Source organism: Endozoicomonas sp. PH6C (genome assembly GCF_059322965.1).
Map to the genome: position 1 here is coordinate 5,279,156 of NZ_CP185342.1, position 13,878 is coordinate 5,293,033.

Sequence of the window (13,878 nt, forward strand, 5' to 3'; positions counted from 1 at the left end):
TAACTTTTAAAGGGCTATAACCATGAATGTAACTCAGGGAGTGAGAAGCTGTTCGCACTTTAGCTATCAACATCAACCAGATTTTGACACCCAGTCAGAATCAGATTTTGAATCAGATTTTGAATCAGATTTTGAATCAGATTTTGAATCAGATTTTGATGAATCAGATTTTGACACCCAGTCAGCAACAGCCTCTGGCCAGTGGAAAGTCTGCGAGTCAACCAGCAGGCTGCTGCCCGGTCCTGCCAGGGAGTCTGAGCGACAAAAGCTACTGCTGGCCGCTGAGAGTGGACGCCTGGGGCTTCGGCGAATTGATATATTTAAAGAAGAAAAATACCTTTCTGGTAAGAAAGCACCAAGGCCCTGCACCCTCGCCCTGCCGGGGGCAATGATGCCCACCCAGCGCGTGTCAGAAAATCATGGCGAATGGATGGTAGGCATTGTTGATCCACAATGCCTGTATGTCTACAAACGTAACGCATGGACCAGCAGGCTGCTGGAGCCTGGCTTTACTCCGGAAGGACTGCAAGTAAAACTCCTGCCTGATCTACAATCTGCCCTTGATAGACGTCTTGAGCGTGGCGAACAAGTTATCTGGAGAGTTTATCCCCGTTTCACCTCGGGACATCTGCAAGCAGATGGAACGTTCAGTTTGCCAAAATTCAAACCGGGCCAATGTACCCGCTCAAAGGATTTCCCGGAACTGGTGCTCACCCACTACAGAAGAGAAGACATCAAATGCTTCTGTGTTTATAACGATGCACAGAAAAATATTTCCGATATCCTCCGGGACAAGCGCGAGTGTGAAGAGGAATTGGAGCTTGACCCCTTGCCTCTGGTTGTTTATTGCCACCGCACAGGTTCTGTTCAGGTCTATTTTGAAGATGAGCTGGATAATATGCTCCTGGCCGGGAATGAGCGCTCACTGAAAGATTTTGCGATCTTTCACAAGTTATTCCCAGACACTTTCAGAGCCCTGTTGAATCTGCTGCCAATGTCTTTGCGGGCAAAGACATTGGGTTCGAAATTAACCTTTACACCTGGTCTTAAGGACAAATTGGAACAGGCCATCGAATTACTGACTGATCCCTGTTCATACAGTTATGAGAAGCTTCTGGAACTAAAACAAAGTGGCTTACCCATTCACAAGCATTTTATTTATGGAGACGAGTATGTATCTTTGCTTGACCTGTTGCTGCTTACCGAAATGGGCAGAAACGGTGAGCCAGAGCATGAGCAAACCCGGGAACATGAAAAAGAAGCCTGTCGCTTACTGCAACTGCTTCTGCAAAGTGGAGCAAGGCTGGAGAGCGCCATCCCCTACATTAAAAGCATGAACGATTGCACATCTCAGGTAATACCAGCGAGTGCAATGAATTATATCGTGGCTGCCTTTGATCCATTTGCTTTTCTGACCCTGAAACATCTCGAGAGAATACCTTTAATCGGTTGCCCAGGGAACGTCGTTGAATTTAACCGGATCTGTCAGGGGCTCAGTCAAGAACAAATACAGCAACATATGATGAGGGTATTGGATGTGAGTCTTGATCCTCCATCCCTTGACTTAATCAAATCCCACTTGCTGGCCCTCTTTCATTACGGTGCTTGGCTGGACGAAATGACTCTGGATTGCCATCAACTATTTCTGGACCAATATTGCCATCGCAAAAAGAAGATTGCTGATAATTTTACTGTGGCTGATTTTATCCCGTGGGTTAAAAAACTCTGGGACGAAAGGAACACCTATCCTTTATTCCGGAATTGGCCAGAACATCTGGAGCAGGCTGAGAAGGAGATCAAGGATCTGAAAAAATCTCTCAACCTGAACGACTCTGGCCCATCCGGGCCATTGGCAGACGAACCACCATCGGCATTAAAGTTTATCGAGGATGCGTTCAGCACAGCGCCGGTCTTGCCAGATCTTGTCGGCGATAATGAAAAAACCATCCTGAAGGTATTGCAGCATTACTACCGCCGTCCGGGACCAGAACGGGTGATCAAGAGCCTGCGCAAACCAACCTTGCCAACCCTGTGGAAACCACTGCACAGTTGCAGTCATGTCCTGCGGGCCAGAAATAATGGACACTGGTATATGGAATTGCTGGAGAAATTTCAGCAGTGTTCCCTGAAAGAACAAGAAAAAGAACTCCTGTCGCTGGCGATTATCTACCATGATGCGGCTGCCGAAGATGTCGACAAATCAGCTGAAGAAACACGTTCAGCTGAATATTTCAAACGGGACCTGACCGGATACTACCCTGAAGCGCTGCTGGCTGATATGGCCGAGGCAATGATCAGCAAGGAAAACGATGTTCAGGGTAAGGACGAGCAGAACCTGTCTGTGTCAGTGCGCTGGTATCTGCGCATATTACGCTTTGCGGATCGCACGGACGTTATCCGTGGTTGCGGGGTTGGGGCTGATTTTCCCGGATTAACGGTGACTCCAACCCGGGGTTTTAACGCTGGACTTCTTGACTTACCAACGCTGCTGACTGAAGAGTTTACCTCCGAGCCTGACAACAAGAGTGAATTCCAACGTCATCTGGAAGCCGCCATGCATGGTGCGGCTGATCTGGCGCGGGTAACCGGGCGACTTAACGATAAGCGCAACAAAGATTACACCAAAGTCTACGGTCTGATTGGCAATGGCCCAAAAATCTCTGGGAACTTCGAGTGGACCACTGAGCCAGTAAAGAGAATGAACCAGTTTATTGACGACAATGTCCGCCGCAAAATAGCTCGGGAGGCCGGAATCATTGTCTGTTCAGATGCTGACCACCGGGCCCGGGCCTGCAAGACTGATCAGGACAAAGGGATTACTTACGGTATTCATAACAGCTGGTATGACCTGAGGCAGGTAGAGCTTCCGGCCGGCATGACGCTGCTGGAAAAAATGCAATACGAACATGACCCGTCGCTGCTGAGCCCGGCAACTCAGCAAGCATTGGAACAAGAGGTGCAGCGGCTCAGGAGGGAAGGGATACGGATGAATCCGGGCACCATGAAGCGGGAAACACTGCTTTCGCGGAAAGCCCAGTCAGTGCTGGAAGACCGGGGCATTACCGTGGTCAGCTATAAGCGTCCCTACTTCAACAACGAGGGCAACCCGGAAGAATGGGAAATGCTGGTGCCAAAGAAGATGCCAAAGCCTGATGCCCAGAGCAAACCAACAGTGGGTGGCCGATAGCACGAATGGTATAAGAACCTGATGGAACTTTTCACCGGCCAGTGGCTCTGGAGATGAAGGAAGAAAAAAGATAGACCCCCATAGAGAAGTGGGTAAGTAATAAGTTTTTTTACAGGAGTATTATTATGAATGTTGCCCAAGGAACGGGAACCTCTGCAAGCCTGAGCCTTCCCCCTCAACCAAAGTTTGTTACCCGTTCGGTAACGGCCTCTGGCCAATGGCAAGTCTGCGAGTCAACCAGCAAGCTGCTGCCCCCTCCTTCCAGGGAGTCTGTGCGACAAGAGCTACTGCTGGCCGCTGAGAGCGGACGTCTGGCGCTTCGACGAATTACGTCCAGAGAAGAAAAATACCTTTCTGGCAAGGGAGCACCAAGGCCCTGCACCCTCGCCCTGCCGGGGGCAATGATGCCCACCCAGCGCGTGCCAGAAGATCGTGGCGAATGGATGGTAGGCATTGTTAATCCACAATGCCTGTATGTCTATAAACGTAACGCAGCGACCTGCAGGCTGCAGGAACCTGGCTATACTCCGGAAGATCTGCGCGTAAAACTACTGCCTGATCTACAATCTGCCCTCGATAGACGTCTTGAGCGTGGCGAACAGGTCATCTGGAGAGTTTATCCTCGTTTCACCTCGGGACATCTGCAAGCAGATGGAACGTTCAGTCTGCCAAAATTCAAACCGGGTCTATGTACCCGCTCAAATGATTTCCCGGAACTGGTGCTCACCCACTACAACAGAGAAGACATCAAATGTTTCTGTGTTTATAACGATGCACAGATAAATATTTCCGATATCCTCAGGGACAAGCGTCAGTGTGAAAAGTTATTGAAGCTTGACCCCTTGCCTCTGCTTGTTTATTGCCACCGTACTGGTTCTGTTCAGGTCTATTTTGAAGATGAGCTGGACAGTTGGGACCTGGCCCGGAATGAGCGCTCACTGGATAATTTTGCGCTCTCAAACAACTTATACCCGGACACTTTCAGAGCCCTGTTGAATCTGCTGCCAATGTCTTTGCGGGCAAAGACACTAAGTTCGAAATCAATCTCCTCAACTGATCTTAAGCACAAATTGCAACAGGCCATCGAATTGGTGAATGATCCCTGTTTATACAGTTATGAGAAGCTTCTGGAACTAAAACAAAGTGGCTTATCTATTCACAAGCGTTTTATTTATGGAGGAGAGTATACATCTTTGCTTGACCTGTTGCTGTTTTCGGAATTGAGCAGAAACTTTGAGCCGGAGCATGAGCAAACCCCGGAACATGAAAAAGAAGCTCGTCGTTTACTTCATCTACTTCTGCAGAGCGGGGCAAGGCTGGGGAGCATCATTCCCTCCATTAAAAGCATGGACGATTGCTCATCAGGGGTAATCCCGGCGTACGCAATGAACTATATCGTGGCTGCCTTTGGTCCATTTGATTTTCTGACCCTGAAACATCTCGAGAGAATACCTTTAATCGGTTGCCCGGGAAACGTCGTTGAATTTAACCGGATCTGTCAGGGGCTCAGTCAAGAGCAAATACAGCAACGTATGATAAAGTTATTGGATGTTAGTTTTGATCCTCCACCCCTCGACATGATCAAATCCCACTTGCTGGCCCTCTTTCATTACGGTGCTTGCCTGGACGAAGTGAATCTGGATTCCCTTGAAGTATTTCTGGACAAATATTGCAATAGCAGTATGGAGATTACTGATAATTTTACCGTGGCTGATTTTATCCCGTGGGTTAAAAAACTCTGGGACGAAAGGAACAGCTATCCTTTATTCCGGAATTGGCCAGAACATCTGGAGCAGGCTGAGAAGGAGATCAGGGATCTGAAACAATCTCTCAGCCTGAACGACTCTGGCCCATCCAGCCCATTGGCAAGTTCATTGCCAATCGAAACACCATCGGAATTAAAGTTTATCGAGGATGCGTTCAGCACAGCGCCAGTCTTGCCTGATGTTGTTGGCGATAATGAAAAAACCATCCTGAAGGTATTGCAGCATTACTACCGCCGTCCGGGACCAGAACGGGTGATCCAGAGCCTTTATAAACAAACCATGCCAACCGTGTGGAAACCACTGCACAGTTGCAGTCATGTCCTGCGGGCCAGAAATAATGGACACTGGTATATGGAATTGCTGGAGAAATTTCAGCAGTGTTCCCTGAAAGAACAAGAAAAAGAACTCCTGTCGCTGGCGATTATCTACCATGACGCAGCTGCCGAAGATGTCAACAAATCAGCTGAAGAAACACGTTCAGCTGAATATTTCAAACGGGACCTGGCCAGATACTACCCTGAAGCGCTGCTGGCTGATATGGCCGAGGCAATGATCAGCAAGGAAAACGATGTTCAGGGTCAAGACGAGCAGAACCTGTCTGTGTCAGTGCGTTGGTATCTGCGCATATTACGCTTTGCGGATCGCATGGACGTTATCCGTGGTTGCGGGGTTGAGGCTGATTTTCCCCAATTAACGGCGTCTCAAATCTGGGGTTTTGACGCTGGACGTCTTGACCTACCAACGCAGCTGACTGAAGAGTTTACCTCCGAGCCTGACAACAAGAGTGAATTCCAACGTCATCTGGAAGCCGCCATGCATGGTGCGGCTGATCTGGCGCGGATAACCGGGCGACTTCACGATCAGCGCAACAAAGATTACACCAAAGTCTACGGTCTGATTGGCAATGGCTCAAAAATCTCTGAAAACTTCGAATGGACCACAGAGCCAGTCAAAAGAATGAACCAGCTTATTGACGACAATGTCCGTCGCAAAATAGCTCAGGAGGCTGGAATCATTGTCTGTTCAGATGCTGACCACCGGGCCTGCAAGGCTGATCAGGACAAAGGGATTACTTATGGTATCCATAACAGCTGGTATGACCTGAGGCAGGTAGAGCTTCCGGCCGGCATGACGCTGCTGGAAAAGATGCAATACGAACATGACCCGTCGCTGCTGAGCCCGGCAACTCAGCAAGCATTGGAACAAGAGGTGCAGCGGCTCAGGAGGGAAGGGATACGGATGAATCCGGGCACCATGAAGCGGGAAACACTGCTTTCGCGGAAAGCCCAGTCAGTGCTGGAAGACCGGGGCATTACCGTGGTCAGCTATAAGCGTCCCTACTTCAACAACGAGGGCAACCCGGAAGAATGGGAAATGCTGGTGCCAAAGAAGATGCCAAAGCCTGATGCCCAGAGCAAACCAACAGGGGTGGCCGATAGCACCAATGGTATAAGAACCTGATGGAACTTTTCGCCAGCCAGTGACTCCAAATAACGTAAGCACCCCTTATGGAAGTAGATAAGTAGTTTGTTTTACAGGAGTATTACCATGGATGCTGCCCAAGGAACAGGAACCTCTGCAAGCCTGTATCTTCCCCCTCAATCAAAGTCTGACACCCAGTCGGTTAAGGCCTCTGGCCAATGGACAGTCTGCGAATCCACCAGCAGGCTGCAACCCGATCCTTCCAGGGAGTCTGAGCGACAACAGCTACTGTTGGCCGCTGAGAGTGGACGCCTGGCGTTTCGGCGAATTAATTTGTTTGAAGAAGCACAATATTTTTCAGGCAAGAGAACACCAAGACCTTTCACCCTCGCCCTGCCAGGGAGAATGATGCCCACCCAGCCTGTGCCAGAAGGTTATGGCAAATGGATGGTAGGCATTGTTGATCCACAATGCCTGTATGTCTACAAACGTAATGCAGGGACCAGATCGCTGATGATGAAAGTGCCTGGTGTCACTCCGGAAAAAATGCTGGCAAAAATGCTGCCTGATCTGCAATCACTGCTCGATAAACGTTTCGAGCGTGGCAATCAAGTCTTCTGGAAAATTTATCCTCCTTATTTCACTTCGGGACATCTGCTGCCAGACGGGACGTTCAGTTTGCCAAAATTGAAATCTGGCCCTTATAACACCCATGATGATTTCCCGGAGCTGCTGCTCACTCACTACAGCAAAGAAGACATCAAATGCTTTTGTGTTTACAACGATGCCCAGAAAAATATTTACAATATCCTATGTGACAAGCGTCGGTGTGAAGAGGAATTGAAGCTTGGACCCTTGCCTCTGGTGGTTTATTGCCACCGCACAGGTTCTGTACAGGTCTATTTTGGTGATGAGCTGGAGAGTTCACGGATGTACATGAATGAGCGTTCTCTGAATGATTTTGCGCTCTCACAGGGCATAAGCTCAAACCATTTCAGAGCCATGTTGAATCTGCTGCCAATGTCATTGCGGGCAGAGGCACTGAGTTCGGAATCAATCTTCTCACCAGGCCCGGATGCCAGGCACAGACTGCAAGAGGCCATCAAGCTGGTCAGTAATCCCTGTCACTACAGTTATCAGAGGCTTCTGGAATTGAAACAAAGTGGCTTGTCAATTCACCAGTCTTTTTCTCATGAAGGACGTGTTCAATCTTTACTTGGAATGTTACTGGTTTCCGAATTGATCAGAGACAGTCAGCCAAAGCACGAGCAAACCCGGAAACAGGCGGACGAAGCCTGCCGCTTATGTCAGCTGCTTCTGCAAAGCGGTGCAAGGCTGGAAAAGAATTTTCGACCCATTTTCAAAATGGATGATGGCTTACACCCATTAATACCACCGAGCATAATGAACTATGTTTTGGCTGCCTTTGCTCCATTTGATTTTCTGACCCTGAATCATCTCCGGAGACTACCTTTAACCGGTTGCCCGGGAAACGTCATTGAATTTGACCGAGTCTGCCGGGAATGCACCCAACTGCAGCGGCAAAGCTTTCTGGAACAGCTAATAATACACCATGTGGTTGGCTTTGATCCTCCTACTCTCAACACCCTCCAGTCCCTCTTACTGGCCCTGTTCCATTACGGAGCTTCTCTGGACAATGACGTTCTGAATCGCGTTAAAGTCTATCATGCGAGCAGATATGGTAATGGTAAGAAGATTATTGAAGATTTATCTCTGAATGGTTATATCAAATGGCTTAAAAACCTTCGGGATCAACGGGAAACATATCCTTTCTACCAAAATTGGCCAGAGCATGTCCGGCAGGCTCAGCAGGAAGTTGAGGACCTGAAAAAATCTCTCGGCCTGAACGATACCGGCGCATCGGCAACACCATTGGCAGCGCAGGTACCAACGGCATTAAAGTTTGTGGTGGAGGCGTTCAGCAGACCGCCAGTCCTGCCTGACAATGTCGGCGATAATGAAAAAACCATCCTGAAGGTATTGCAGCATTATTACCGCCGTCCAGGACCGGAACGGGTGATCCAGAGCCTTGCCATGCAAAACATGCCAACAGTATGGAAACCTCAGCACAGCTGCAGTCACGTCCTGCGGGCCAGAAATAATGGTCACTGGTATATGGAATTGCTGGAGAAATTTCAACAATGCTCCTTGCGCCCGGACGAAAAAGAACTCCTGTCGCTGGCGATTATCTACCATGATGCGGCTGCCGAAGATGTCGACAAATCAGTGGAAGAAACAAGTTCAGCCAAGTATTTCAAACGGGACCTGGCCAGACGCTACCCTGAACAGCTTCTGAATGATATGGCCGAGGCAATGATCAACAAGGAAAACGATGTCAAGGGTAAAGACGAGCAGAACCTCTCTGTGTCAGTGCGTTGGTATCTGCGCATCTTACGCTTTGCGGATCGAATGGACGTTATCCGTGGTTGCGGGGTTGGGGCTGATTTTCCCGGATTAACGGTGACTCGAACCTGGGGTTTTGATGCCAGTCGTCTTGACTTACCATTGCAGCTGACCAGGGAGTTTAGCTCCGAGCCTGACAACAAGAGTGAATTCCAACGCCATCTGGAAGCCGCCATGCACGGTGCGGCTGATCTGGCGCGGGTAACCGGGCAACTTCTGGATTGGCGCAAAAAAAACTACACCCAAGTCTACGGTCTGAGCAACAATGGCTCAAAGATCTCTGAAAACTTTGAATGGACCACTGAGCCAGTGCAGAGAATGAACCAGTTTATTGACGACAATGTCCGCCGCAAAATAGCCCGGGAGGCCGGAATCATTATCTGTTCAGATCCTGACCACAAAGCCTGCAAGGCTGATCAGAACAAAGGGATTACTTATGGTATCCATAACAGCGGGTATGACCTGGGGCAGGTAAAGCTTCCAGCCGGAATGACGCTGCTGGAAAAGATGCAATACGAACATGACCCGTCACTGCTGAGCCTGACAACACGACAGGCATTGGAAAAAGAAGTAGAGCGTCTGAGGAGCGAAGGTATACGGATGAATCCGGGCACCTTAAAGCAGAAAACACTGGCTTCGGAGGAAGCCCGAAAAGTGCTGAAGGATCGGAGTATTGCCGTGATCAGCGAGAAGCGTCCCTACTTTTTTACCAACAAAGACGACCTTAGAGAACCGGAAATGCTGGTGCCAAAGAAGATGCCAAAGCCTGATGCCCGGAGCAAACCAGCAGGGGTGGGCCGACAAAAATCCTTTGATCTGCTGTAAAAATGCAAGGGTCTCCCAGATCAAACAACCAACGACAAAAAAAGGACTAAAACTAGTAACTTCAGGGGTTACTGAGATGTTTAGTTATATGCAGAAACCACACCTCGAAATTTTCCGATTATAATTTTGAGTTATAAATAATTCCCAGCAAACTTGCCTGGTAGCTCAGCTCATTTCCAGTGCGGGATGCTTAGAGCAGCTTTCCCTTTTCGTTGTATTTCAGTCCCAGTTATGACGTCCGGAAATCTGCTTTCCGGCAGAAAGTGAAAAGCTGGTTAATAGGGCAGGAACTTCCCAAGGGGGGTTGTTGTCTAACTAAATAGGATAACTTGATAACGGAGTATTTTTATGAACCCTACAAGCACTGCAAACAATGTTGGCTCTTCTGTATTTCATGCGAAATTGGACGAATTTATTAAATCACACCCACGCTATGAACCCAGCTTTCTGCAAAGCCTCAGGAATACATTGGTTAAGGATGCTGAAGTGCTTTCGAAAGCGCTTTTGAGCAGAAATATAAAAGGTGAAGAAAATATTAAAAGGTTTTTGGATAATGATCCTGATGCCCCTTATTTTGGAACCCTCTCGATGTTTTATGAAAAAGCGTTAATTGCAATATCACAATAACAAGTTCTTGTTAAAAACTATTATTGAGGGCAGTAAGAACCTGACGGAAATTTTCGCAGCAGCCTGTCGGACTTAAGACTGTCCTACACGGCAACTGCTCCTGCGTTGCTCTAGCTCCTGCATCCATGCAGTCGTGCGGTTGCAATAAATTGGTCTAAAAATCTCTGTTTCTTCGTCAAATAGCTCGCTATTCTCCTCAGAAACAGAGATTTTTATCCTCAATTTCTTGCAATCCTCGCTACGGACGCTTAAGTCCGACAGGCTGCTAGCCATTTACTCTAAAAAAGGAAGACCTCCATAAGTAAGTGGGTAAATGATAAGTTTTACAGGAATATTACTATGAATCCAGTCCAACAAGGCAAAGGAGCCTCTGCGGGCCTGTACTCACCCCCTCAATCAAAGTCTGACACCCAGTCGGTAAAGGCCTCTGGCCAATGGACAGTCTGCGAATCCACTAGCAGGCTGCTGCCCGATCCTTCCAGGGAATCTGAGCGACATAAGCTATTGCTGGCCGCTGAAAGTGGACGCCTGGCGTTCCGGCGAATTAAATTGACTGAAGAAGACAATTACTTTTCAGTTCAGGGGGCACCAAGACCCTTCACTCTCGCCCTGCCGGGGGAAATGATGCCCAATGAGGCCATGCCAGAAGGGTTAGGTCAATGTATGGTAGGCATTGTTGATCCAGAATGCCTGTATGTCTATAAACGTGATGCAGAGACCAGATACCTCCAGTACGGCAAATCTCCGGAACAACTGTTAATAAAACTACTACCTCACCTGCAATCATTGCTCGATGTACGTCTTGAGCGTTGCAATCAGATCATTTGGAAAATTTACCCTCATCGTTTCACCTCAGGCCATCTGCAAGCGGATGGGACATTCAGTTTACCAAAATTGAAACTCGACGATGGCACCCGCTTATTTGACTTCCCGGAACTGTTGCTCAACAAATACAGTAAAAAAGACATCAAATGCTTTTGCGTATATAAGGATGCACAGATAAATATTTCCGACATCCTGAAGGACAAGCACCAGTGTGAAAAGGTATTGAAGACCGGACCTTTGCCTCTGGTTGTTTATTGCCACCGCACAGGTTCTGTACAGGTCTATTTTGCTGATGAGCTGGACAGTCCATATCTGACCAGGAATGAGCGATCTCTGGATGATTTAGCGTTTTCACAGGGCTTGGCTCCAGACCATTTCAGAGACATCTTGAATCTGCTGCCAATGTCTTTGCGGGCAAAGGCACTGAGTTCGGAATCAACCGTCTCAGTTGATCCGGATGTCATACACAAACAACAACAGGCCATCGAGCTGGTAAGTGATCCCTTTGTTTACAGTTATGAGAAGCTTCTGGAGTTAAAACAAAGTGGCTTGCCAATTCACCAGTGTTTTTTTCATAAAGGAAAAGTTCAATCTTTACTTGGCATGCTGCTGGATTCCGAAGTGTCCAGAAACGACCAGCCAGAACACGAGCAGACCCTGAAACAGGAGGACGAAGCCCGGCGCTTATGTCAGTTGCTTCTGCGCAGCGGTGCAAGGCTGGAGGAGTATTTTTATCGCATTAAGAACATGGATGGTCCCCGCGTACCTGTAATCCCGGCTGGAATATTCGATTGTTTTGTGGCTACCTCTGCTCCATTTGAGTTCCTGACTCTGGAACATCTCAAGTGGTACCCTTTGACCGGCTGTCCGGGAAGCGTCGTTGAATTTGACCGTATCTGTCGCGGTCTCAGTAAACGGCAGCAGCAGGATTGCCTGAGAAGGGTATTAAAATATGTGGTAACTCTCTGGAATATAACCCTCAAACATATTCAGCTCAGCTTATTGGCCCTGTTTCATTACCAGATTTCCGTGGACAAAAACGTTCTGGATAGTCTTGAATCCTATCTCGATAGGTATTGCGAAGAAGATGAAAATATCATTGATGATTTTCCCGTGGCTGATTATGTCAAATGGGTCAAAAAACTATGGGAGCAACGGGAAACATATCCTTTCTACCAGAATTGGCCAAAGCGTGTCCGGCAGGCTCAGCAGGACATCAAAGATCTGAGACAATCTCTCGGTCTGGACGATTCTCACAATCTGGCAACGCCATTGGCAACCGAAACACCAGCGGCATTAAAGTTTGTGGTGGACGCCTTCGGCACAGCGCCAGTCCTGCCTGATCTTGTCGGCGATAATGAAAAAACCATCCTGAAGGTATTGCAACATTATTACCGCCGTCCGGGACCGGAACGGGTGATCCAGAGCCTTGGCATGCAAACCATGCCAACCGTGTGGAAACCACTGCACAGTTGCAGTCATGTCCTGCGGGCCAGAAATAATGGGCTCTGGTATATGGAATTGCTGGAGAAATTTCAGCAGTGCTCCCTGAAAGAACAAGAAAAAGAACTCCTGTCGCTGGCGATTATCTACCATGACGCGGCTGCCGAAGATGTCGACAAATCAGCGGAAGAATCAAGCTCAGCTGATTATTTCAAACGGGATCTGGCCGGACACTACCCTGAAAAGCTGCTGGCTGATATGGCAAAGGCGATAGTCAGCAAAGAAAACGATGTTAAGGGTAAAGAGGAGCAGAACCTGCCTGACGCTGTGCGCTGGTATCTGCGCATATTACGCTTTGCAGATCGAATGGATGTTATCCGTGGTTGCGGGGTTGGTGCTGATTTTCCCGGATTAACGGTGACTCGACCTCTGGGTTTTGACGCTACACGTCTTGACTTACCATCACATCTGACCAGTGAGTTTAGCTCCTGGTCTTGCAACAAGAGTGAATTCCAACGACATCTGGAAGCCGCCATGCATGGTGCGGCTGATCTGGCGCGGATAACCGGGCAACTTCTTGATCAGCGCAAAAAAAACCACACCCAAGTCTACGGTCTGGACGACAATGGCGCAAAGATCTCTGAAAACTTTGAATGGACAACTGAGCCAGTAAAGAGAATGGACCAGTTTATTGACGACAATGTCCGGCGCAAAATCGCTCAGGCGGCCGGGATTATTGTCTGTTCAGACCCCAACCACCAAGCCTGCAAGGCGGATCAGAACAAAGGGATCACTTATGGTGTTCATAACAGCTGGTATGACCTGGGGCAGGTAAAGCTTCCGGCCGGAATGACGCTGCTGGAAAAGATGCAGTACGAACATGACCCTTCGCTGCTCAGCCAGACAACACAACAGGCCATAGCACAAGAGGTGCAGCGACTGAAGAGCGAAGGTATACGGATGAACCCGGGCACCTTGACCCAGGAAACGCTGTATTCGGAGGAAGCCCAAAAAGTGCTGAGGGAGCGCGGTATTATCGTGGTCAGCGAGAAGCGTCCCTACTTTAACAACGATGGCTTCCCGAGAAAACGGAAAATGCTGGTGCCAAAAAAGATAGCCAAGCTTGATTGAGAACACGCCAGCAGGTTGGCATGAACAATCCTTTGATCTTGCTATAAAGTCCATGCCGCTTCGGGTAATAGGACCTTGCCGGAACTTTTTCCCAGTTAATCACTCTAACTATCGGGGCCATTCGCAATGAGCCGGTCCCGGGTGATTTAATGAACAGGAGTTCAATATGGCAGCAAAGCCGGTATACGCTCCTCATTTCGGCTAAGGGAAGATGAACCTGACAATAGG

The 13,878-nt window shown here is 48.5% G+C and carries 5 protein-coding genes; all 5 read left to right on the top strand.

Going from position 1 to position 13,878, the window contains the following annotated elements:
* The first annotated feature begins 22 nt into the window (after positions 1 to 22).
* The 5 genes from ACOMG9_RS19425 to ACOMG9_RS19445 all read left to right on the top strand — a co-directional run bounded on the left by ACOMG9_RS19425 (position 23) and on the right by ACOMG9_RS19445 (position 13,650).
* Positions 23 to 3,187, top strand: a complete 3,165-nt coding sequence (locus ACOMG9_RS19425; protein WP_494529258.1) for a hypothetical protein — start codon at positions 23 to 25, stop codon at positions 3,185 to 3,187.
* Between the two features lie 125 nt (positions 3,188 to 3,312).
* Entirely contained in the window at positions 3,313 to 6,414 is a 3,102-nt protein-coding gene (locus tag ACOMG9_RS19430) for a hypothetical protein (RefSeq protein ID WP_448218098.1), read from the top strand.
* Positions 6,415 to 6,501: 87 nt separating this feature from the next.
* Entirely contained in the window at positions 6,502 to 9,624 is a 3,123-nt protein-coding gene (locus ACOMG9_RS19435) for a hypothetical protein (RefSeq protein WP_494529259.1), read from the top strand.
* A gap of 348 nt (positions 9,625 to 9,972) precedes the next feature.
* The gene (locus tag ACOMG9_RS19440) at positions 9,973 to 10,251 is read left to right on the top strand and encodes a hypothetical protein (RefSeq protein ID WP_448218100.1); all 279 of its coding nucleotides are present in this window, start codon (positions 9,973 to 9,975) and stop codon (positions 10,249 to 10,251) included.
* A 339-nt stretch (positions 10,252 to 10,590) separates the two neighbouring features.
* Positions 10,591 to 13,650, top strand: a complete 3,060-nt coding sequence (locus ACOMG9_RS19445; protein ID WP_448218101.1) for a hypothetical protein — start codon at positions 10,591 to 10,593, stop codon at positions 13,648 to 13,650.
* Positions 13,651 to 13,878 lie beyond the last annotated feature (228 nt).